Genomic DNA, 21302 nt, shown 5'->3' with positions numbered 1-21302 from the left:
AACGGTAATTCGTTCTCGACCCGGGCAAGGCCTTGAATGCAAATTGCGGTGGACTTAGGCTCTCCGCGAGACGGCCGAGCAGCCGGGGCCGAATGGCTCAGGCCGGTAGACGATTCACCCCGATCGTGGCACGCCAGGAAGGGCGTTCTAACAATGGACACCGTCCGGCTTCGTGAGAGCTGGAATACCGTAGCCGGCTTCGGCGGCCAGGTTCCGCTTTTCTTCTATTCGACCTTGTTCCTGACGAATCCCCCGATCCGGGAAATGTTTCCCGCGGGTATGTCCGCGCAACGTGACAAACTGCTGTCCGCGCTGGGCAGGGTGGTCGCGCATGTGGACGAACTCGACGCCGCCGTGCCGTTCCTGCAGCAACTCGGCCGCGATCATCGCAAGTTCGCGGTCACCGCCGACCACTATCCCGCCGTGGGGCAGGCGTTGCTGGCCACGCTCAAGCATTTCCTGTCCGAGAACTGGACCGCAGAACTCGCGGCGGACTGGACCGCCGCCTACACCCTGGTCGCCGACGTGATGAAGGCCGCGGCGCAGGAGGCCGCGCAGCACACGCCGCCGTGGTGGAACGCGGAAGTGGTGCGCCACGAACGAAGAACGGTGGACGTCGCCGTGCTGACCGTGCGCACCGACCGGCCACTGCACTACGCCGCAGGTCAAAGCGTCGCGGTGGAAACCCAGCTGCGGCCGAGGATGTGGCGCTACTACTCCCCCACGAACGTCGCCCGCGACGACGGGCTGCTCGAACTGCACGTACGCATGGTCGACGGCGGTGTGGTCAGCACGGCACTCGTCCAGGGCATCCAGCTCGGTGACGTGCTGCGGGTCGGTGCGCCGGTCGGCGGCAGCCTCACCGTCGATCACGAACGGGACATACTGCTGATCGCGGGCGGAACGGGGCTGGCCCCGTTCAAGGCGCTGCTCGGCCAGATCGCGAACGAACAGCTCCGCCGCGAGGTCCACCTGTTCGTCGGCGCGCGCTGCATGCGCGATCTCTACGACATGCCGGCCATCGAGGCCTTCGAGCGCGCGATACCCGGCCTGCGCGTGATTCCCGTGCTGTCGGAGGACAAAGAAGCCAACGTGCCGCACGGGCTGGTCAGCGAGGTCGCGCTGCGCTACGGGCCATGGCCCGCGCAGGAGGTCTACGTGTGCGGCTCGCCCGCGATGGTGGCGGCCACGCGCGACACGTTGCGCGCCGCGGGGATGGGCGACCACCGCGTGCACTACGAGGACTTCCAAGGCTACGGGGGCCCCACCAGCGCGACCGGATTTCTCCAAGGGGACAAGGAATACCCAGTATGACTTTGCAGGCAGACGGCCAGCGACAACCGTCGTTCCGGCGCATACTCACGCCGGAACGAATCCGCAGCCTCACGTTCAGCAAGGCACCGATCGGCCGTCGCGGTGTCGACGCGAGCGAAGTCGAGTTGTTCCAGCGCAGGCTCGCCGAGGAGATCGCGGCGGGCGAGGCGGAGAACGCGCGCCTGCGCGCCGAAGTGGACCGTCTGCGCGACTGGTACCGCAACCACGGCGAGAACGTCGATCCCGCACTGGTGCCGGTCCAGGTGGACGTGGCGGCGGTGAACCTGCTCTCGGAAGCACAGTTGCAGGCGGAGGCCTACATCGCGCAGGCCGAGGCACACAGCCGCCGCGTCACCGGTGAGGCCAGGACACAGGCCACCGCGCTGGTGCAGGACGCGCAGCGGAGAGCGGAGGCCGCGGCGCAGCAGGCCGTGCACGCCTACCGCACGCGCGCCGGGGACGACCGCGACGCCGATCTCGAGGAAATGGAACGCCGGATGGCCTGGTTACGCGCTTTCTGCCGCGCGGTACAGGTTCAGCTGCACGCGGCGTCCGACGCTTTCGCGCAGGAAGTCGACAAACTCGCGCGGATTCCGGAGCACCTACCGAAAGGCGAACATGACCAGCATCTATGACCAGATCGGCGGCCAGGAAGCCCTCATCGCGGTCGTTGACGATTTCTACGTCCGGGTGCTCAAGGACGCCGATCTCGCCCCGTTCTTCGCCGGCGCCAACATGAACCGGCTCAAGGGCAGGCAGGTCGAGTTCTTCGCGGGCGCGCTGGGCGGACCGGAGCACTACGTCGGGCAGAACATGAAAGAGGCCCACCGGGGCCGGGGCATCAGCCAGGCCGATTTCGACCGCGTGGCCGTACTGCTGGCGGAATCGCTGACCGACGCGGGCGTGCCGCCGCATCTGGTGGACCAGATCCTCGCCGCGGTCGCCCCGCTCGCGGCGGACATCGTTTCCGGCGCGCCCCTCAGCGCCGGCTGATCCTCCCCCGCACCTCGTCGAAATGCTGGCGGACGGCGTTGCCGATGGCTTCGCCGTCGCCGGATTCGATGGCCGCGACGATCTTCGCGTGCTTGGCCACCAATGAGTCCGTCGTGGACGTCGGCGCGCCGATCAGTGTTTCGGTCTGCCGGTAGACGTTCCAGAACAGCCGCGTCAGCTCCACGGCCAGCTCGTTGCCCGCCGCGACGCAGATGCGTTCGTGAAAATCCCGGTCGGCCGCGGCCGCGGTCGCCGGGTCACGCATGCGCTCGACGCAGCCGGTGAGTTCCTCGATCAGTTTCCGGTCGCCGGAAACCTTGCGGGCCAGCTCGGTCTCCAGTACCTGACGCACCTCGAGCAGGTCGGACAGCCCGCGCAAGCCGTCGCGGGAGTGCGCGCGCGTGCGGAAGAGCAGCGACGGGCCGAGAGTGGCCATGCTGGCCTCGCCGACGAACGTGCCGTAGCCGTGCCGGATCTCGACGATGCCCAGTGCCTGCAACGACCGCAGTGCCTCGCGCACGGAGTTGCGCGCGACGTCGAACTCCTCCATCAGGCGCGGTTCCGGCGGCAGCGGATCGCCCGGGCGCAGCCCGCGCTGATCGATCAGCTCGATGATGCGGTCGACCAGCTCCTGGCTGCGCGTCGTGCCCCGGCTGCGCACCGGGCCACGCGGGCCGTTCTCCCAGGTACTCATCCGGCGGCCCTCTCACCCCGCGCCGGGCGGCTCATGCCCCGGCTGCTCGCCACTCTTGCCCTCGCTCCGGTTGTTGGGCTAGCGTCCCAGCCATCATAGGACGTCCAACGTCCTACCAATACGACTACCTCGATGAAGCGGTGATCATGGACGGCAAGCCCCGTGTCCCCTGGTTCCGGCAGGTCGGCCCCGGCGCGTGGAAGGCCTTCAGCGCGGCCTGGCTCGGCTATCTGCTCGACGGTTTCGACTTCGTGATCATCACGCTGGTGCTGACCGAGATCCGCGCGGAGTTCGGTCTCTCCCTCGCGGGCGCGGCGACGCTGGTCTCGGCCGCCTTCGTGTCCCGCTGGTTCGGCGGGCTCGCGCTGGGCGCGTTCGGCGACCGGTTCGGGCGGCGGCCCGCGATGATCCTCAGCATCGTCTGCTACGCGGTGGGCACGGCGCTGTGCGGGTTCGCGTGGAGCTACTGGTCGCTGTTCTTCTTCCGCGCCATCGTCGGCATCGGAATGGCAGGCGAATACGGGTCGAGCAGCACCTACGTGATGGAGAGCTGGCCGGCGGCGTTGCGCAACCGCGCCAGCGGGTTCCTGCTGTCGGCCTACCCGATCGGCACCGTGCTCGCCGCGCGCGCCTACGACCTGATCGTGCCGAACCTCGGCTGGCGGTGGCTGTTCTGGATCGGGATCGTGCCGGTGCTGCTCGCGTTGTGGCTGCGCAGGGCGCTGCCGGAGGCCAATGACTGGACCGAGCAGGCCGGACCGCAGCGGGAAGGCACCAGCGCGAACGTCCTGCTCAGCGGGCGATGGCGGATCGTCAACGTCGCGATCGCCGTGGCCGTGGCACTGTGCCTGGTGCTGATCTTCTCCGGGCACGCGGGCGGGTGGTATCCGCTGTACATCGCGGTGTGCGTCCTGGGTTTCGTGGCGTTCGCGGCTCAGGTCAGCGGCCGGTCGTGGCCGATGGCGGTCGGCGTGATGGTCACCGTGTTCTGCGCTTTCCTTTACTCGTGGCCGATCCAGTCGCTGCTGCCGACGTATTTGAAGACCGATCTGCACTTCAACGCCGGACAGGTGGCCAACGCGCTGACGTGGGCCGGGCTCGGTTACGCGGCCGGTTCGTGTCTGGCGGGCTTCGCCGGGGACCGGTTCGGCACGCGCCGGGCCTATGTCGGCGGGCTGGTGCTGTCGCTGGTGTTCGTTTTCCCCGCGTTCGCACTGGGTTCGAACAGCGTGATCGCGCTGTGGTTGCTGCTTTTCGTGCTGCAGGCGACGAGTTCGGGAATTTCCGGGTTGCTGCCGAAGTACATCGCCGACCATTTCCCGGTGCGCTCGCGGGCCGCCGGCCTCGGGCTGACCTACAACGTCGGCGCGCTCGGTGGCGCCGTCGCACCGCTGGCGGGTGCGCAGGTCGCGGGCCGGATCGGGCTCGGACCGGCGCTGGTGGTGCTGGCCGCGGCACTGACACTGGTGACCGCAGCGCTGGTCGGGTTCAACGTGCCGGCGCGACTGGATCCGCGGCGCCACCAAGATCAGGAAGAATCGGGCTCGCTGCTATCGTGACGGCGACGGCGGAACAATGAGTCTGGAGTCCCCGGTGACGGAACCCGATGACGATCTCGGCATGAACCGGTCCACCTGGACGCCTCCGGCCGTGGACCTCGAACGTCCGAACGTGTCGCGGATCTACGACTGGTACCTCGGTGGCGACAACAACTACGCGATCGACCGCGAGTTCGGCAAGCAGGCACTGAAGCTGATGCCGCACGCCCCGTTCGTGGCCAAGAGCAACCGCGAGTTCATGGTGCGCGCCGTGGGGTACGCGCTGGACGAGGGCATCGACCAGTTCCTCGACATCGGGTCCGGCATTCCCACGACCAGCCCGGTGCACCAGATCGCGCACGCGCGCCATCCGGAAGCCAAGGTCGTCTACGTCGACAACGAGGCCGTCGCGATCGCGCACGGCACGCGGATGCTGACCGACGAACCGAACGCGGCGATGGTCGCCGGCGACTTCTACCAGCCGGACACCATTCTCGAGGCGCCCGAGACGCGGGAGCTGATCGACTTCGACCGCCCGGTGTGCGTGCTGCTGGTGGCGCTGCTGCATTTCGTGCCACCGACGGACGATCCGGAACACACGCTGCGGCAGTACCTCGGCAAGCTCGCGCCGGGCAGCCTGGTGGCCATCTCGCACGCCACGGTCGACGGCCTCGACCCCGCCGATCCGAAGCAGGCCGAGGTGCGCGAGTCGACGCTGCAGTTCTGCGCGCACTACAGCAAGACCTCCACACCGGACTTCGTCACCCGCACGAAGGACGAGTTCGCCCAGTTCTTCAAGGGACTGCAACTCGTCGAGCCGGGCGTCGACTACACGCGCTCGTGGCACAACACCGAACTCCCCGAGGGTGAGAACCCGGCGATCTCGGTCTGCCTCGGCGCCGTGGGCCGGGTGCCGGAGAAGTAGCCCCGGCCCTACCAGTCCGAGCGGACCCGCCGGGTGCGCCGGAAACCCAGACCCAGCAAGGCGCCCACGACGAAGCCGATCACGTGCGCCGCGTAGGCCACGCTGGCCGCCTGCGCGGTGCCGTACCCGGTCGAGTAGAACGCCTGCAGAACGAACCACATGCCGAGCATCAGCCACGCCGGCACGCGCAGCGGCAGGAAGAACAACACCGGGATCAGGCCCCACACCCGCGCCCTGGGGAAGATCACCAGATAGGCGCCCAGCACACCGGCGATCGCCCCGGACGCCCCGATCAGCGGTTGCGTGGACGACGACGCGGTCAGCGCGAAGCCGTACCCCGCGACGTACCCGCACACCAGGTAGAACAGCAGGAACCGCAGGCGGCCCATGCGGTCCTCGATGTTGTTGCCGAAGATCGCCAGGAACAGCATGTTGCCGAGCAGGTGCGTCCAGCTGCTGTGCAGGAACATCGCCGTCAGCACCGAAAGCACCGGCACCTTGTGATACGACGGCGGCCCGAGCAGGCAGCCCGGCCCCTGTGGGCTGAGCACTGCGCGGCCGGTGGGCACCAGTCCCGGCGCCTGGTTGCGCAGCAGCTCGCTCGGCACGGCGCCCCACCGCTCGGTGAACGCCTGCAGATCGCACAGCTGGGCGAGCGTGGTGCTGCCCGCGAGGCTGTGCGCGGCGGCGGGCATCAGCAGGAACACCACCACGTTGCCCGCGACCAGCGCGTAGGTGACCCACGGCGTGCGGCGCAGGGGGTTGACGTCGTGAACCGGTATCACCCTGACAGAGATACCTCATGCGCGCCGATCCGGCACGACTTCGCCGAGCCGGCGCGCGAACAGGGCGTCGCCCGGCCCCTCCCCGTCACAACTGCTTGCTCGCCAGGAAGTCCCACATCACCGTGCCCGCCGCGGCGTCCTCGCCGACCGGCGTGGTGAACGGGGCGTCGGTTTTGCCCGCTGCGGGCCAGTAGTGGGTGACACCCTCGTACAGGCCGGAGGCCACCGCGACCCCGTTGCGGCAGCCGGTCCACGTGGTCAGCGTGAGCCGTCCGATGTGCTTGGTGTCCGACGCGGTGCAGGCGTCGCGGACCCGCCACTGCTGCACCGTGTCCTCGATCGCGACGGACGCACTGGGCGCGGAATGTTCGGCCCGCACCAGCGGATCCGCGGTGCCCGCACTGATCAGCGCCGGAATCGGGGTGGCGTCGCCGCACTCGGCGAGCGGAACCGCACCATAGGTCGCCATCGCGGCGAACACCCCGGGATGGGCGCACACGGTCGTGAACGCCAGTTTCGCGCCATTGCTGTAGCCGACGAGATAGATCCGGCGTGAGTCCGCGTCGAAATAGTGCGTGGCATCGGTGACCAGTGCGGTGACGAACGGAACGTCGGAAATGCCCTCCTTCGCCGCGGCACCGCAGCACCCGTGTCCGGCGTTCCACGATTCCGAAATCCCGGACGGGTACACGATGTCGGCGAGACCGCGTTGCGCGTAGGTGAGGAAACCGGTGCGTTCGGACTCCTGTTGCGCGCTGATTCCCCTGCCGTGCAGCACGATCAACAACGGCAGCCCGGCCTTGTGCACGTGTGGCCCCACGGCGAGGTAACCCCGTTTGCGGCCGCCGACGGTCAGGTCGCGGTGCACGGTCGTGGTGCCGTCGGCCAGCGTCGTGCGGGCGCTGACCGGCTGGCTCGGCGTGGTCGCGACGCCGGAGGAGCAGGCGGCGACGAGGCACAGGGCACCAACGAGCGCGAGCAACCGTCTTATTTGTCCAGTTGCTCGTCGATTGCGCTGTTGGCGCAAGACAATCATGACGCAAGTGTGCGGCATGGGGGTGCGAAACCGAAGTGAACCGAGGTGTTCTCAGGTTGCTCTTAACACGCATCCAGCGCGTTCCCAGGAAGCGACAGCAGACTCACGGCCATGTTCGGTGACAAGGACCCGCTTTCGGCGCGGGCGAAGGAGCATCCTGACGGCGTCGCCTACCTTCGTGGCTCGGACGGGCACGCGCTGACCTGGGGGGCACTGGCCGCGCACGCCGGACGCTGGCGGGCCGTGCGGCCCGGCTCCCGGGTGGGACTCGTGATCGCCGACCCGCTCGTGTTCACCGCCGCCTACCTCGGCTGCCTGTCCGCGGGCGTGACGGCCGCTCCGATCGATCCCCGGCTCACCGCACCGGAACTGGCCGAGGTGCTGACCAGGTTGCGCATCGACGTGCTCGCCACCGACGACGCGGACGCGGCGATCCGGCCGGACATCGACGTGTGGCAGGTGGATCTGGCCGGGCCGCGGCGCGTCTGGACGGCGACGACCGCCGCGCGCCCGAGCGACGGCGCCGCGCTCGCGCCCGCCGTGCTGCTTACCAGTTCCGGCACCACCGGGCGCCCCAAGGGAATCCCGCTGTCGCGCTGGCAGCTCATGGACGCCGCACGGCGCGTCGCGCGGCACCACGGATTCGGCCCCCGGCGAACGCGGGTACACGCCGTTGCCACTGTTCCACGTCAACGCTCAGGTCATGGGCCTGCTGGCGACGGCGGTCAGCGGCGCCTCGCTGGTCATCGACCGCCGCTTCGACGCCGACGCCTACTGGTCCCGCGTCGAGGAGTTCCGGCCGACGTGGCTCAACGCCGTGCCCGCGGTGCTGGCGTCGCTGGCCCAGCGCCCGGCCCCACGATCCGCCGAACGGGTCCGCTTCGCCCGTTCGGCGTCCGCTCCCCTGGCACCGGAAATCGCGCGGAAGTTCACCGAGCGCACCGGAATCGGCGTGCTGGAGACGTACGGGATGTCCGAAGCCGCCGGGCAGATCACCGCCAATCCGGTCGAGACCGCGGCGCGCCGCACCGGTTCGGTCGGGCTTCCGGTCGGGGTCGAACTGATCGTCGCCGACGCGGAGGGCAGCCCGCTGGGGCCCGGCCAGGAAGGCGAGGTGCTGCTGCGCGGACCGCAGATCGTGAGCGACTACCTCGAACTCGACGGCGAAGGCCCGGAGCGCACCCGCCGGGCCCGCGACACCTCCGGCTGGCTGCGCACGGGCGATCTCGGCACGCTCGACGAGGCCGGCTTCCTCTACCTCGCCGGCCGCGCCGACGACGTGATCAACCGCGGCGGCGAGAAGATCTATCCGCAGGAAGTGGAAAACGTCCTGCTCTCCCATCCCGCGGTCGCCGCGGTCGCGGTGGTCGGCGCGCCGCACGAACGGCTCGGCCAGGTGCCGGTCGCGTTCGTGACCACCACGCGCAACACCGACGCCGAGGCGCTGTCGGCATGGTGCGCGCAGCGGCTCACCCGCTACAAACGGCCCACCGTCATCGAAGTCACCGACGCGCTGCCACTCGGCCCGACCGGCAAGGTGCTGCGCCGCGCCCTGCGCGCGGAGCTGGCGCGGTGACGGCCAAGGAGCACCTGCACTACGTCGATCTCGTCCGGGTGCTGACGGTCGGGCTGGTGATCGGCACGCACATCCTCGCGCTCACCCCGGTCCAGCAGACTGTCCTTTTCGGAGCGTTGACGATCGCCTTCCACGTCAGCCGCGAGGTTTTCTTCCTGCTGACGGCATTCGTGCTGGTGTACTCGACCGGGCTGCGCAGGGTGCGCTGGCCGAAGTTCTGGCGCAAGCGCTACCTGTTCGTGGTGGTGCCGTACGTGACGTGGACGGTGCTGTACTTCTTCGCCAACGGCGGCCCGTTCCTCGGCGAATCGTTCGTCACCGAACTGCTCACCGGCACCGCCCGCTACCACCTGTACTTCCTGCTCGTGTCGATGCAGATCTACCTGGTGTTCCCGTTGATCCGCGGGCTGTTACGGGTCACCGCGAGACGCCACGGCGCGCTGGTGGTCGTGGCGCTGGGTTTCCAGGTGGTGTTCTCCCTCGCCGTGCAGCGGCAGTGGACGGCGGGGCCGCTCACGGGCTGGCTGCGGATGCCGGACCCGTACCTGCCCAGCTACCTCGGTTACGTCCTGATCGGCGCGGTCGCCGCGTGGCACCGCGACCGGCTGATCGCCTGGACCCGGCTCTACGCGCGCCAGGTGCTGACCGGCTGCGGTCTCGTGCTCGCCGGGGGAATCGGGATCTACCTCGCGCAGGTCTACGCGGGCGGCCAGCCACCGCTGATCGCCAGCGGGGTGTTCCAGCCCGCGGTGACCTTCGAAAGCTTCGCCGTGGCCTGGGCCTTCCTCACCCTCGGCCTGCTGTGGCAGGAACGCGGCCGCCCGGCGGAACGGCTCGTGCGCGCCACCTCGGACGCCTCGTTCGGGATCTACCTGCTGCATCCGCTGGTGTTGCAGGGCGCGCTGGCCGTGGCGGCCTGGACCGGGACGCTCGCGCTGACGCAGACCGGGTCCAGCCCGCCGGTGCTGGCCGTGCTGATCCTGGCCGTGCTGCCGCTGATCTACCTCGTCTCGGGCCTGCTGACCGCCGCCGTCCGGCGCACCCCGGTCAGCCTCGCGCTCACCGGCCGCGCCTGGGCCCGGCCGGCCACACCCGCACAGAACCGTGTACTCGCGACCACAGGAGGTACCCGATGAGCACCACCATGATGATCGACCCAGGTTTGCCCACGGGACAGTTCACCGATGTGATCGCCAGCCACGGCGACTACGTCGACCTCGTCAAGTTCGGCTGGGGCACCGCTCTGGTGACCCGGGATCTGGACCGCAAGACCGCGGTGCTGCGGGAAGCCGGGATCGGGTACTACTTCGGCGGCACGCTGTTCGAGCGCTACCTGTGGGGCGGCAGGCTGGACGATTTCCTCGCGCTGGTCGAGGGCAGCGGCGCCACCCACATCGAGGTCTCCAACGGCACGATCCCGCTCGACCAGCCCACGAAGGCCGAGTACGTGCGCCGCCTGTCGGCCTACCGCCCGGTGCTGTCCGAGGTCGGATACAAGGACGCCGAACGCTCCGCGCATCTCTCGCCCGCCGACTGGGTCGGCGCGATCCGCGAGGACCTCGACGCGGGCGCGGAACTGGTGATCACCGAAACCCGGGAGAGCGGCCGCAGCGGGATGGCCAGACCCGACGGGCACGTGCGCGACGACGTGCTGCGCGCGGTGCTGGCCGGCACCGACCCGGCCCGGCTGCTGTTCGAGGCACCGACGAAGGACCTGCAGGTCGAGCTGATCAAGGAGATCGGGCCGGAGGTGAACCTCGGCAACATCGCCGCCGCCGACCTCGTCGGCGTGGAGACGCTGCGGCGCGGCCTGCGCGGCGACACGTTGCTGCAGCTGGCTCCCGCCGGTTTCCCTGCCGCACAACCCACTGTCCACAAAGGAGCAATCAATGCGTGACATGCACGACGCCTGCCACATCGCGGTCCCGGCCAAGGACCTGGACGAGGCGGTGGAGTTCTACGTGTTCGGGCTCGGCGCCAAGATGGCCCGCCGGTACGCCGACCGCGTGACGTTCGACTTCTTCGGCGACCAGCTGGTGTGCCACCTCTCCGACGACGTGGCGGAGGAGGCGGTGATGTACCCCAGGCACTTCGGGGTGAGCTTCGCGCGCGCCGAGGACTTCGACCGGCTGGTGCGGCTGGTGGAGACCCGCAAGCTGAAGGTGCTGGCGGGCCCGGCGGTGCGGTTCGAGGGCACCGCCGAGCGGCATCGCACGATCGCGCTCGTCGACCCGTCGAACAACGTGCTGGAGTTCAAGAACTACGACGACCCGAGGCTGCAGTTCTGATGCTGCATCTGGTGCGCCACGGCGAGAGCGAGTGGAACGTGGCCGGCCGCGTGCAGGGCCAGTCGGCACGAGCCGGTTCACTGACGGCGACGGGCCGGGCGCAGGCGGCCCGCGCGGCGGCACTGCTCACCGGCACGCGGGCGACGGCGATCGTCACGAGCGATCTGCGGCGCGCGCGGGACACGGCCGTGCTCCTCGCCGAGACGCTCGGACTGCCCGTGCACGAGGATCCGTCGCTGCGCGAACAGAATCTGGGCGAACTCGAGGGACTGAAGTTCACCCAGGGCACGGTCCAGGGCACGATCGACGGCCTGTGGCGGCATCCCGCGCGGCGCCCGGCCGGCGGCGAGAGCGTGCTGGAGATGTACGAACGCATCCACGGCACGCTCGCGCGCTACGCCGGGCGCGACCTGATCCTGGTCACCCACGGCGGCCCGGTGCGCGTGGCCACCACGACGGCGGACCCGCGGCGCGGCGAGGCGGTGCCGAGAGTGGCCGTGGGCAACGCGGCCGTCACGAGCCTTCAGCCGCGGCCTTCAGACGCGCCAGCGTCGCCTCGATGTTCGCCTGGTTCTCCTGCGCGCGCTGCCACACCCCGGTGAACAGCGAGCTCGGCGAGCGGAACCAGCCGGGCCGGCGATCCCACGTGCTCTCGGTGACCACGCAGCCGTCCGCGCCCGGTTCGATGTCGTACTGCCACCGCGCGACCGGGATTCCGTAGGCGCTCACGTCGAACGCGAAGCAGCTGCCCGCGGACGCGTCGGTGACCTTCGAAACCGTGCTCCAGCGCCGCACGCCGCGACGGTTCGTGCCACGGAAACGGGCGCCGACCGCGGCGCGGGACGCACCGCCGAGCCAGCGGTGCCCGGAGTATTCGCTGGCGAGGCCGGCCAGCGCACCCGGATCGCTCACCAGCTCGTAGACCCGCTCGGCTGCGGCTTTGACCGAAACGCTGGCGGTCGCGTCAGGACGTCGAGAATTCACGTACAGACTGTACGTATGTCGGTCGGGCATGGTCAAGTCCGTTGCCGGACGGGCATCCCGGATGACACCGGGCTGTGGGAAAGTAGCCGCGATGTCGTTCGATTCCGGAAGCAGAGCCAGGCGCCTGTTCGGCGCGCTCAGGGGACGCCGGAAACCGGGCCACGCGCGGACCCTGCGCATCGACGAGCTGGACGAGACGATCCTCGGCGTCCATCCGGCGTGGACCGTGCCCGGCGCGCCGCCGCTGCCGCCGTACGTGCCGCGCAATGTGGACGCGCGGCTGGACCGCGCACTCGCCCGCGGCGGGCTCGTCCTGGTGCAGGGTGATTCCGCCGCCGGGAAGACCCGGTCGGCGGCGCAGGCCGTGCGCCGCAACGCCGCGCGCCTCGGTCTGCGCGCGGTGGTGATCCCCCGCGACGCCGCCGAACTGCGTGAGCTGGCGCGGACTCCGCCCGAGCGGACCGTGGTGTGGCTGGACGATCTCGAACGGTTCCTGTCCACCGACAGCCTCGACGACGACGTGCTGGGCGCGCTGTGCCCGCCGGACCGGCGCGACGTCGTGCTGATCGCCACGCTGCGCAGGCAGGCGCGCGACGCGCTGGGCATCGACGGCGACGTCACCACGAGCCGCAACCGGCGCATCCTCACCAGGGCCAAGCCGATCTGGATCGCGGCACGACTGGACGAGGCCGAGGCGGCCGCCGCACACGATCTGCGCGCCGATCCCCGGGTCGCGGCCGCGCTCGACGATCCCACCGCCGGGCTCGGCGAGCAGATCGCGAACGGGCCCGCGGTGCTGCAGCGGTGGCGTTCGGGCGGAGAGGGCGCCGCACTCGTCAGCGCCGCCGTCGATCTGCGCCGCGCCGGCTACCTGGACCCGGTTCCGCTGCTCTGGCTGATCGATCTCGCCGGGCCGATGACGGTCCCGGACGCCGTGGCGTGGGCGACCGCGCCCGTGCACGGCGCGAGCCCGTGCCTGCTGCCCGCGGGCGAGGACCACTACGTCGCGTTCGGCTACCTCGTCGACCAGACCGAACTGCGCCCCGGCGCGCCGGAGGTGCCGGACCGGGTGTGGCGCAAACTCGCCGCGACGCCGGGACTTCGCCGCGACCAGATGTTCCGCATCGCCCGTGCCGCCGCCCGCTACGGCCGCCTGACCGAGGCGGTCGCGTTGTGGACCACGCTGGCCGCCCACGAGGATCCCTTCGCGTTGTTCAACCTCGGCTGGGCGGCGCAGGCGCAGGGTGAGCACGCCGCGGCCGAGCATTGGTACACGCGTGCGGCCGGCGCGGGCAACGGCTGGGCGATGACCAACCTGGGCACGCTGGCGGAGAACCGCGGCGACGTGGCGGCCGCCGAGGCCTGGTACCGGCGTGCCGCCGACGCCGGGGACACCAAGGGCATGACCAACCTCGGCGGGCTGTTCGCCGAGACCGGCCGGATCGAGCAGGCACGCGCGTCCTATCACCGCGCGGCGATGTCGGGCGATCCGGTCGGGCTGCGCAAGGAGGCCGTACTGGAACTGCTGCACGGCGACCGGCCGCGTGGTATCGGCCTCTTGCGCAAGGTCGCGCTCGCCGGGGACGCGACGGCGGTGCGGCTGATCGGCCTGCTGTCCGAGCCCGGAGATCCCGGCGCGCCGCGCTCGGACGTCGAAGCGCTGCGCAGGCTCGCCGCCGAGACCGGGGACACCGGTGCGGCGCTCGATCTGGCCAGGCAACTGTGGAACGAAGGCGATCTGGACGCGGCGGAGAGCTGGTTCGAACGCGCCGCCGACGGCGAGAACGGGAAAGTGGCGGAATTCGGCCTCGCCGTATTGCTGGAACAGCGCGAGCGGCGGGACGAGGCCGAACAGTGGTACCGGCGCGCGGCGGGCCACGGGCTGCCGGAGGCGATGCTCAACCTCGGCGCGATCCTGCAGGACCGGGGCGACCACGACGAGGCCGAGCAGTGGTACCAGCAGGCACTGGCCGCCGGTCACCTGGCCGCGGAGGTCAACCTCGGCGCCCTGTACTGGCGGCGCGGTGATCTCGCCGAGGGGCAACGGTGGTACCGGCGGGCCGCCGATCGCGGGGACGAACTGGCGAAGCGGACACTGGAAGTCTTCGCCCGCGAGCATCCGGAGCACGCGAAACCGGGATCTTAGGTGGTGAACACCGCCACCGCATGTTTTCAGCGGCCCCTTTTGCCCGACCCGTCCGCGCTCTACGATTTCTCGTGGCACGAAATAATTATGGAGGCCCGGGATGGGTGAGTTTTTCAAATCGACCGACAAGAACCCGGCTTTCCAGGCGACGATCTCGCCCTATCTGATACTCGACTTGAATTTGACGATCCGCGCGGTTAACCGTGCCTATCTGGCCGTGGTCGAGCGGGAACGCGCTGACCTGCTGGGACGCTACTTTTTCGACGCGTTCCGGCCGCCTCCGGGGCACCCGGACCCGGGCGGGCGGATGCTCGAGGATTCGCTACGCCGGGTGCTGCGCCGGAAACGGCGCCACCACATGCCGATCGAGCGTTTCGATCTGCCGTCCCCGGCCGGGGACGGCACGTATGTCAAGCGACTGTGGAGTTCGGTGAACTCCCCGCTACGCAACGGCACCGGCGAGATGATCGGGATCCTGCATCACACCGAGGACGTCACAGCGCTGGAGCAGTTCCTCGGTGCCGAAAGCGACGAGGAGCCCGCGGTCGCGCGGATGCTCGCGGTGGCCGCGGCCAGGGAGCGGATGGCCGCCGTCGACCTGCGCGAGGAGGCCGAAAACCTGCAGCGCGCACTGCAATCGCGCGCCGCGATCGAGCAGGCGAAGGGCATCCTGATGGCGCGCCACCACTGCGGCCCCGACGAGGCCTTCATGCGGCTGCGTGAACTGTCCCAGACCAGCAATGTCAAAATCCGCGACCTCGCCTTGTCGGTGATCAGCCAGGCACATGTGAAAGCACTGGACTAGTTCGGCAAGAACCGCCCGTTTCGTTTCCGGCGCGGGAAATTCCTGCCGGGTAGGCTGCCCGGCATGGCGAAATACTTCGACGTGCATCCGGACAATCCGCAACCGCGTGCGCTCGACCAGGTGGCCGGGATCGTGCGCGAGGGCGGGCTCATCGCCTACCCCACCGACTCGTGTTTCGCCCTCGGCTGCCAGCTCGGGAACAAGGACGGCATCGACCGGATCCGCGCGATCCGCCGCCTCGACGACCGGCACCACTTCACCATCGTGTGCCGGGACTTCGCTCAGCTGGGCCAGTTCGTCATCATCAACAACGCCGTGTTCCGCGCGATCAAGGCCTCCACCCCGGGCAGCTACACGTTCATCCTGCCGGCCACCAAGGAAGTGCCGAGGCGGATGCTGCACCCCAAGAAGAAGACCGTCGGCGTGCGCATCCCCGACCACGTGGTGGCGCAGGCACTGCTGGCCGAACTCGGCGAGCCGATGCTGTCGAGCACGCTGCTGCTGCCCGACCACGAGGAGCCGCTGACGCAGGGTTGGGAGATCAAGGACGAGCTCGATCACGTGCTGGATGCGGTGATCGACTCCGGCGACTGCGGCACCGAACCCACCACGGTGGTCGACTTCTCCGAGGACGAACCGGTGATCGTGCGCTACGGCGCCGGTGACCCGTCGCGCTTCGAGTAGCTCACCGCACGGGCGTGACCAGCCTGCCGACCCCGGCGATGTCGATGTCCACGACGTCGCCCGGGGTGAGCGTGAAGTCCATTCCGGGCACGATGCCGGTCCCTGTCGCGAGCACCGCCCCTTCGGGATAGGGCTGTCCGTCGAACAGGCACGACACCAGCTCCGAGACCGGCCGGTGCAGGCTGGCCGTGGAGATCGCCGCCTTGAACGCGATCTCGTCGCCCCGGGTGATCGTCATGGCGATCTCCAGTGCCTTGACGTCGGGCACCTCCCACACCGGACGGATGCCTGCCGATACCGCGCAGCTGCCCTCGTACACCTTCGCCTGCGGCAGATACAGCGGGTTCTCGCCCTCGATCGAGCGTGAGCTGACGTCGTCGACCACGAGGTAACCGACGATCTCGGCGTGGGCGTTGACGACCAGCCCCAGTTCGGGTTCGGGCACGGTGAGCGAGGAGTCCGGGCGCACGCGCACCGCGTCCCCGTCAGTGACCACGCGCCAGGGCACCGCCTTGAAGAACAGCTCCGGCCGCGGCGCGTCGTAGACCTTTTCATACACCGACCGCTCGGCGCTCTCCTCCATCCGCGCCTCGCGGGAGCGGTGGTAGGTCACGCCGGCGGCCCACACCTCCATCCGCCCGTCCAGCGGCGGCAGGAGTGTGACGTCGGCGGCCGCGACCGGCGTGGCCGCCGGCTCTTCGGCCAGTACGCGCAGCTCTGCCAGCGACAGGGCGAGCAGGTCCGCGATCCGGTCCTGTTCGAGCACGCGGATCACCCCGTCGACCAGTAGTCCACAGTGGACCGTTGCGTCCGAGTCGGCGAAGCGGACGATGTGCATGACGCGGGTTCCTTCCATGAGATCTGATGTCTAATGGACAATAGGAGCTCTTGCCCGTCGAAAACAAGGGTCGTAGAGTCGATACATCAGATGTCTTGGAGGAACGCGTGACGCAGGGTGTCGTGGACGAGGCGATCCAGGGCCTGCGGCAGCGGATCGAGAGCGGCGAGTTCGGGCCGGGCAGCAAGCTGCCACCGGAGGCCGTGCTCGCCGAGCAGATGCGCCTGTCGCGCCTGTCGCTGCGCGAGGCCGTACGCGCGCTCGTGATGGCGGGTGTGCTGGAGATCCGCCGCGGCAACGGCACCTTCGTGACCGACCTGCGGCCGGACCAGATGATGCGGGTCGTGGGCCAGTTCCTCGACCTTGCTCACGACTCCCACCTGGGCGAGCTCTTCGAATGCCGCCGCGTCCTGGAACCCGGCGCGACCGCGCTGGCGGCCACCCGGATCGGCGAGCAGGCGCTGGAAGCGCTGCACGGGAGCATCGAGCGGATGGCCACGATGACCGATCCCGAACGGCTCGTGGAAGAAGACCTGTACTTCCACGCCACGATCATCGCGGCGACCGGGAACAAGTCGCTGGAATCGCTCGCCGAGTCGATCTCCCAGCGCACCGCGCGCGCCCGCGTGTGGCGCGCGCTGGTCAAGGAGGACGTGGCGGCGTGGACACACCAGCAGCATCTGGGCATCTACCAGGCCTTGCTGGCCCGCGACAGCCTCGCCGCCTACACCGCCGCCGCGCGGCACGTGACCGAGGTCGAGCAGTGGATCAGCCAGCGGCTCACACCAGCGGACGCCCCGTCGTGATCCGCCGGCGCAAGTCCCACAGGTAGGCGTTGTACGGGAACTCGCGCAGGACGCGCGGGGAACGCGTGGCCACGAAACCGATGCCGCGCATCAGCCGGTCGAACACCCGCTGCCGCCCCGGCGACCACGGCAGCCGCATCTGCTCGCGGAACAGGGGCGGCAGGAATCCGGTCGTGACGAACCGGTTGAAGCGCCACAACGGTTTCCGGACGAGTGGATGCGCGAAGCCCAGTGTCGCGACGTCGTAGAGGTGCTCGCGCACGGTGTCGTCGATCGAGACCTTCTCCAGCCCCTGCTTCCAGTACTCCTCGAACGCGGCGCGGGTCGGCGGCCACATGTCCTCGCGCACCTGCAGGGCGGTGCCCAGCGTGGCCGAGGACCGGTATACCTCCTCGCGCTCGTCCGGATCCAGCGGGCCCACCATGGCCTGGTAGATGTCCTCGAATCCACGGTAAAGACACGCGGCGACCCACAGCTGCAGTTCCGGGTCCATCGCGTTGTACTTGACCGGGCTCGATTCGGTGGAGCGCACCTGCGCGTGCTGCCTGTTCACGGCGCGCCGGTAGGCCTTTTTCTCCTCGTCGGTGCCGAGCACGGCGACCGCCAGGTAGGTCAGTGTCGTGCGGGTCCGCTTCACCGGGTGGTCGTGCAGGCGCCCGCTCTCCACCCGGCTTTCGACCACGCCGTAGCCGACCCCGGGATGCGCCAGCTGCATGATCACGTTCGCGCCACCGGCCAGCAGGCCGGCCCCGAGCATCGCGTCGTCAAGGCGGAGTTGGGTCGTCATCGTCCCCTCAATTCTGCGCACAACTGTTAGCAGATATGCAACGCCGATAGGCGGGAGATGTCAAGATGGTCGGCATGGATTCCACGTCGCTGCGCACGTACGGAGGCGTCGCGGGCGAAGACCGGCAGGCCGGGCGGCGCGCGCAGCTGCTCGAGGCCGGGCTGCGCCTGCTCGGGGCGCCCGAGGGTCCGCACGAGCTCACGGTGCGCGGCGTGTGCCGGGAGGCGGGGCTTGCCGCCCGCTACTTCTACGAGAACTTCGCCGACCGCGACGCCCTCGCGCGCGCGGTGTACGACCGGGTCATCGAGGAGATCGCCGCGACGACGCTGGCCGCCGTACAGGCGGCGCCACCCGACGCGCGCGCGAAAACGCAGGCGGGACTGGCGAACCTGGTGCGCCACATCGCCGAGGATCCGCGCCGGGGCCGGCTGCTGTTCTCCCCCGCGCTGGCCGCCACGGTCCTGGCCGGCAAACGCGCCGAATCGACGCGCTGGTTCGTGCAACTGCTCGGCCTGCAGGCACGGGAGTTCTACGGCATCGAAACCAGCGCGCGGCTGGAGCTGATCTCGGAGGTCCTCGTCGGCGGCCTCGCCCAGGCACTGACCTCCTGGCTCAACGGCACCCTCGACATGGACGAACCCGGCCTGGTCGACATGTGCACCGACATCTTCGTGCGCATGTCGGGCCTCGTCTAATTCCAGGTCGGGTTGGCCGGGAGGCAGACGTCGAGGCGAGACCAGGGTGGGGCTTCACGGGAAGGGGCGGGCAACGGCAGGGTCAGGTAGGCCCACACCTTCATGCCCTCGCTGTCGTGGACGACACCCCAGCCCGCCGCGCTGCGTTCGAGGTCCATGAAACCGGGCCTGCTCGGCGGCGCCAGACGCGAGCCGCTGACGTCGATGCGCAGGTAATGCGGATCGGTGCCGCGCACCACGCACACCTCGACGGGGAACAGCCCGCCCTCGAACGCGCCGAGACAGGTCTCGTCGAGGAACAGCACAACGCTGACCACGATCTGCGAGGGCGCGTCGAAAAGAAGTCCGCACAGGGAATTGCGGAGGCGGGCCAAATCGGGAAGGGCGGTGAGGCGTCGCCACACGACGTACTCACCGTGGACACGTGACGTCGACATTCTCGGTCGCCTCCGCTGGCTGCTCAACGGTCGGTTGCCGAGCGGCTACCCCGTTTCGCCCAGCGGTAAACCGCGCAACCCTGCGGGCTTTTCGCCGGTCGGCAAGACTGGGGTCATGACGGAGCAGACGGAATCCGACAACGTCGCGCTCGCCGCGGCTCTCAGTTCGGTTGTGCGCACCCTGGAGCCCGAACCCGACGTCGACAAAACCGTCGGGCACATCGTGGTCGCGGCCTCGACCACGGTCACCGGTACCGATCACGCCGGGGTTTCCCTGCTGGAGGGCGGCGTGATGCATTCGATCGCGCCGACCAGCGACATCGTCGCGAAGCTGGACTCGCTGCAACACGAACTCGGCGAGGGCCCGTGCGTGGACGCCGTCTTCGAACAGCCGGTCTACCGGGTGCCGGATATCGCCTCCGAGACCCGATGGCCGAAATTCGCCTCCGCGGCGGTGGATCTCGGGGTGTCCTCGCTGCTCGGCATCCGGCTGTTCACCACGTCCACCACCCTCGGCGCGCTCAACCTCTACTCGACGCGACCGCACGCGTTCGACGAGGACGCCCAGTCGCTGGCGGACCTCTTCGCCGCGCACGCCGCGGTGGCACTGGCCGGCGCGCGTCGTCAGGCGCAGCTGCGCAACGCCTTGCGCACCCGCGACACCATCTCGATGGCCAAGGGCATTCTGATGGAGCGGCACTCGATCGCCGACGAGCAGGCGTTCAGCCTGCTGGTGCAGGCCTCCCAGCACACGAACCGCAAGCTGCACGACGTCGCGACCTGGCTCGTCGGTGAGGCGAACGAGGGCAACGGGAAACGCTAGACCGCTCAGGCGGCCTCGGCGAGACGAGCGAGGACGGCATCGGAAATGGCTGCCAGCGCGTCGACCTGCTCCGGGCTGAGCGCATCGAACACCAGGCGCCGCACGGTTTCCACATGCTTCGGCGCCGCCGCTTCGATGGCCGCGCGCCCGGCGTCGGTCAGCACGATGAAGGCGCCGCGCGCGTCCGACGGGCACTCCTCGCGCGCGACGAGCCCGCGCCCCTGCATACGGCGGAGGTGATGCGACAGCCTGCTCTTCTCCCACTGCAACGCGCGTGCGAGCTCGCGCATCCGCACCCGGCCGTCCTCGACGTCGGTGAGCCGCACGAGAACGGCGAAATCGGAGTGCGAGAGCTCTGAGTCGGCCTGTAACTCACGATTGAGCTGCGCCGCGAGCTGGGCTTGCATCGCGATGTAGCCGCGCCACGCGCGCTGTTCTGCCTCCGTGAGCCACCTGGTCCCTGTCACGAGATCGAGTATACCCGGAATAGTTGACGCATCATCCAAGTTGGCTAGGATAGATGACACGTCACCCAACAAGGAGGTTCTTCCGATGACTGCTGCGGCGAACTACGGACAGCTGACCGGCACCTACGAGATCGACCCGGCGCACACCCGGATCGGCTTCGTCGCCAGGCACGCGATGGTCACGAAGGTGCGCGGCGCGTTCAACGAGTTCAGCGGCACCGCCACGATCGACGGCGACAACCCGGAGAAGTCGGCCGCGTCGGTCGCGATCACGGCCGCGAGCATCGACACCCGCAACGCCGACCGCGACGGTCACCTGCGCAGCAACGATTTCCTCGCGATGGAGGAGTACCCGGAGATCACGTTCACCTCGACCGCGATCAAGCAGACCGGGGACAACGAGTTCGACGTGACCGGTGACCTCACCGTCCGCGGCGTGACCAAGTCGGTCACGATCCCCTTCACCTACGAGGGCACCGCGCAGGACCCGTTCGGCAACACCCGCATCGGGTTCGAGGGCTCGGTCGTGATCAACCGCAAGGACTTCGGCGTCACCTGGAACGCCCCGCTGGAGACCGGCGGCGTGCTGGTCAGCGAGAAGGTCACCCTCGAGTTCGAGGTCTCCGCGATCAAGAAGTGACTTCACCTCCCCGTGAGGGACCCCCTGATGGCGCACAGCAC

At 69.4% G+C, this 21302-nt stretch carries 25 protein-coding genes and 2 pseudogenes; 19 read left to right on the top strand and 8 right to left on the bottom strand.

Features of this window, described 5'->3' with window-relative positions:
* Positions 1 to 36: 36 nt before the first annotated feature.
* From HFP15_RS12020 to HFP15_RS12010, 3 genes are read left to right on the top strand one after another with little or no spacing between them, the layout of a single operon-like run.
* Positions 37 to 1314, top strand: a complete 1278-nt coding sequence (locus HFP15_RS12020) for a globin domain-containing protein (RefSeq protein ID WP_312871553.1) — start codon at positions 37 to 39, stop codon at positions 1312 to 1314.
* On the top strand, positions 1311 to 1949 hold the full coding sequence (locus HFP15_RS12015; protein WP_168514700.1) for a DivIVA domain-containing protein: 639 nt from the start codon (positions 1311 to 1313) through the stop codon (positions 1947 to 1949). The genes HFP15_RS12020 and HFP15_RS12015 overlap by 4 nt, the downstream gene beginning before the upstream one ends.
* Positions 1933 to 2307 (top strand): group I truncated hemoglobin, encoded by a 375-nt coding sequence (locus HFP15_RS12010; protein ID WP_168514698.1) that lies wholly within the window; start codon positions 1933 to 1935, stop codon positions 2305 to 2307. Before HFP15_RS12015 ends, HFP15_RS12010 begins: the two co-directional genes overlap by 17 nt.
* Here the strand turns inward: HFP15_RS12010 and HFP15_RS12005 are convergent.
* On the bottom strand, positions 2294 to 3001 hold the full coding sequence (locus HFP15_RS12005) for a FadR/GntR family transcriptional regulator (protein ID WP_168514696.1): 708 nt from the start codon (positions 2999 to 3001) through the stop codon (positions 2294 to 2296). The two genes, HFP15_RS12010 and HFP15_RS12005, sit on opposite strands and share 14 nt — an antisense overlap.
* 146 nt (positions 3002 to 3147) lie before the next feature.
* Between HFP15_RS12005 and HFP15_RS12000 the strand changes: the two genes are divergently transcribed.
* Both HFP15_RS12000 and HFP15_RS11995 read left to right on the top strand, forming a co-directional pair.
* Positions 3148 to 4560, top strand: a complete 1413-nt coding sequence (locus HFP15_RS12000; RefSeq protein WP_168514694.1) for a sialate:H+ symport family MFS transporter — start codon at positions 3148 to 3150, stop codon at positions 4558 to 4560.
* A 34-nt stretch (positions 4561 to 4594) separates the two neighbouring features.
* Entirely contained in the window at positions 4595 to 5464 is an 870-nt protein-coding gene (locus HFP15_RS11995) for an SAM-dependent methyltransferase (RefSeq protein WP_168514692.1), read from the top strand.
* A gap of 8 nt (positions 5465 to 5472) precedes the next feature.
* Here the strand turns inward: HFP15_RS11995 and HFP15_RS43480 are convergent, their stop codons facing one another.
* Both HFP15_RS43480 and HFP15_RS11985 read right to left on the bottom strand, forming a co-directional pair.
* Positions 5473 to 6249 carry a rhomboid family intramembrane serine protease gene (locus HFP15_RS43480; protein ID WP_210717128.1) on the bottom strand — a complete coding sequence of 259 codons (777 nt, stop codon included), beginning with the start codon at positions 6247 to 6249 and terminating at the stop codon, positions 5473 to 5475.
* 85 nt (positions 6250 to 6334) lie between these two features.
* Positions 6335 to 7231, bottom strand: coding sequence for a CE1 family esterase (locus tag HFP15_RS11985; protein ID WP_168514690.1), 897 nt, complete (start codon positions 7229 to 7231; stop codon positions 6335 to 6337).
* 165 nt (positions 7232 to 7396) lie between these two features.
* Here HFP15_RS11985 and HFP15_RS44130 point away from each other — a divergent pair.
* The 7 genes and pseudogenes from HFP15_RS44130 to HFP15_RS11955 all read left to right on the top strand — a co-directional run.
* Positions 7397 to 7876, top strand: a pseudogene (locus HFP15_RS44130) (AMP-binding protein); the annotation flags it as partial.
* Between the two features lie 73 nt (positions 7877 to 7949).
* Positions 7950 to 8426, top strand: a pseudogene (locus HFP15_RS43470) (AMP-binding protein); the annotation flags it as partial.
* Positions 8400 to 8861, top strand: coding sequence for a class I adenylate-forming enzyme family protein (locus tag HFP15_RS44125; RefSeq protein WP_376768866.1), 462 nt, complete (start codon positions 8400 to 8402; stop codon positions 8859 to 8861). The pseudogene HFP15_RS43470 and the gene HFP15_RS44125, both read left to right, overlap by 27 nt.
* Complete coding sequence (locus HFP15_RS11970) at positions 8858 to 9997, top strand: acyltransferase (protein WP_168514587.1); 1140 nt, start codon at positions 8858 to 8860, stop codon at positions 9995 to 9997. The genes HFP15_RS44125 and HFP15_RS11970 overlap by 4 nt, the downstream gene beginning before the upstream one ends.
* Positions 9994 to 10758 carry a phosphosulfolactate synthase gene (locus HFP15_RS11965; protein ID WP_168514686.1) on the top strand — a complete coding sequence of 255 codons (765 nt, stop codon included), beginning with the start codon at positions 9994 to 9996 and terminating at the stop codon, positions 10756 to 10758. Before HFP15_RS11970 ends, HFP15_RS11965 begins: the two co-directional genes overlap by 4 nt.
* A complete protein-coding gene (locus HFP15_RS11960) occupies positions 10751 to 11149 on the top strand; it encodes a VOC family protein (protein ID WP_168514684.1) in 399 nt (132 codons plus the stop codon). The genes HFP15_RS11965 and HFP15_RS11960 overlap by 8 nt, the downstream gene beginning before the upstream one ends.
* On the top strand, positions 11149 to 11751 hold the full coding sequence (locus HFP15_RS11955; RefSeq protein WP_168514682.1) for a histidine phosphatase family protein: 603 nt from the start codon (positions 11149 to 11151) through the stop codon (positions 11749 to 11751). The genes HFP15_RS11960 and HFP15_RS11955 overlap by 1 nt, the downstream gene beginning before the upstream one ends.
* On the opposite strand, the gene HFP15_RS11950 is transcribed toward HFP15_RS11955, so the two are convergent.
* Positions 11663 to 12133, bottom strand: a complete 471-nt coding sequence (locus HFP15_RS11950) for an SRPBCC family protein (protein ID WP_312871552.1) — start codon at positions 12131 to 12133, stop codon at positions 11663 to 11665. The genes HFP15_RS11955 and HFP15_RS11950 overlap by 89 nt on opposite strands.
* 91 nt (positions 12134 to 12224) lie before the next feature.
* On the opposite strand from HFP15_RS11950, the gene HFP15_RS11945 reads away from it, so the two are divergent.
* From HFP15_RS11945 to HFP15_RS11935, 3 genes are all read left to right on the top strand, one after another.
* Complete coding sequence (locus HFP15_RS11945) at positions 12225 to 14279, top strand: SEL1-like repeat protein (protein ID WP_168514678.1); 2055 nt, start codon at positions 12225 to 12227, stop codon at positions 14277 to 14279.
* Between the two features lie 100 nt (positions 14280 to 14379).
* Entirely contained in the window at positions 14380 to 15084 is a 705-nt protein-coding gene (locus HFP15_RS11940) for an ANTAR domain-containing protein (RefSeq protein ID WP_168514676.1), read from the top strand.
* A 63-nt stretch (positions 15085 to 15147) separates the two neighbouring features.
* Positions 15148 to 15768, top strand: a complete 621-nt coding sequence (locus HFP15_RS11935; protein ID WP_168514674.1) for an L-threonylcarbamoyladenylate synthase — start codon at positions 15148 to 15150, stop codon at positions 15766 to 15768.
* 1 nt (position 15769) lies between these two features.
* Here HFP15_RS11935 and HFP15_RS11930 read toward each other — a convergent pair whose 3' ends face one another.
* On the bottom strand, positions 15770 to 16606 hold the full coding sequence (locus tag HFP15_RS11930; protein ID WP_246271619.1) for a fumarylacetoacetate hydrolase family protein: 837 nt from the start codon (positions 16604 to 16606) through the stop codon (positions 15770 to 15772).
* A 107-nt stretch (positions 16607 to 16713) separates the two neighbouring features.
* Here HFP15_RS11930 and HFP15_RS11925 point away from each other — a divergent pair, with 107 nt between their 5' ends.
* A complete protein-coding gene (locus HFP15_RS11925) occupies positions 16714 to 17412 on the top strand; it encodes a FadR/GntR family transcriptional regulator (protein WP_168514670.1) in 699 nt (232 codons plus the stop codon).
* On the opposite strand, the gene HFP15_RS11920 is transcribed toward HFP15_RS11925, so the two are convergent.
* Positions 17387 to 18199: an oxygenase MpaB family protein gene (locus HFP15_RS11920; protein WP_168514668.1), complete on the bottom strand. Its 813-nt coding sequence runs from the start codon at positions 18197 to 18199 to the stop codon at positions 17387 to 17389. The two genes, HFP15_RS11925 and HFP15_RS11920, sit on opposite strands and share 26 nt — an antisense overlap.
* Before the next feature lie 74 nt (positions 18200 to 18273).
* Between HFP15_RS11920 and HFP15_RS11915 the strand changes: the two genes are divergently transcribed.
* Positions 18274 to 18894, top strand: coding sequence for a TetR/AcrR family transcriptional regulator (locus HFP15_RS11915; protein ID WP_168514666.1), 621 nt, complete (start codon positions 18274 to 18276; stop codon positions 18892 to 18894).
* Here the strand turns inward: HFP15_RS11915 and HFP15_RS11910 are convergent.
* The gene (locus HFP15_RS11910) at positions 18891 to 19331 is read right to left on the bottom strand and encodes a hypothetical protein (RefSeq protein WP_168514664.1); all 441 of its coding nucleotides are present in this window, start codon (positions 19329 to 19331) and stop codon (positions 18891 to 18893) included. The two genes, HFP15_RS11915 and HFP15_RS11910, sit on opposite strands and share 4 nt — an antisense overlap.
* Positions 19332 to 19446: 115 nt before the next feature.
* Here HFP15_RS11910 and HFP15_RS11905 point away from each other — a divergent pair, with 115 nt between their 5' ends.
* Positions 19447 to 20154, top strand: a complete 708-nt coding sequence (locus HFP15_RS11905; RefSeq protein WP_168514662.1) for a GAF and ANTAR domain-containing protein — start codon at positions 19447 to 19449, stop codon at positions 20152 to 20154.
* Between the two features lie 5 nt (positions 20155 to 20159).
* On the opposite strand, the gene HFP15_RS11900 is transcribed toward HFP15_RS11905, so the two are convergent.
* Positions 20160 to 20561, bottom strand: a complete 402-nt coding sequence (locus HFP15_RS11900; RefSeq protein ID WP_168515069.1) for a MarR family winged helix-turn-helix transcriptional regulator — start codon at positions 20559 to 20561, stop codon at positions 20160 to 20162.
* A 145-nt stretch (positions 20562 to 20706) separates the two neighbouring features.
* Between HFP15_RS11900 and HFP15_RS11895 the strand changes: the two genes are divergently transcribed.
* On the top strand, positions 20707 to 21261 hold the full coding sequence (locus HFP15_RS11895; protein ID WP_168514660.1) for a YceI family protein: 555 nt from the start codon (positions 20707 to 20709) through the stop codon (positions 21259 to 21261).
* The last annotated feature ends 41 nt before the right edge of the window (positions 21262 to 21302 follow it).

This window comes from Amycolatopsis acididurans (genome assembly GCF_012328925.1).
GTDB classification, from domain to species: Bacteria; Actinomycetota; Actinomycetes; order Mycobacteriales; family Pseudonocardiaceae; genus Amycolatopsis_E; species Amycolatopsis_E acididurans.
This window is presented reverse-complemented; position numbering and strand designations above follow the sequence as displayed.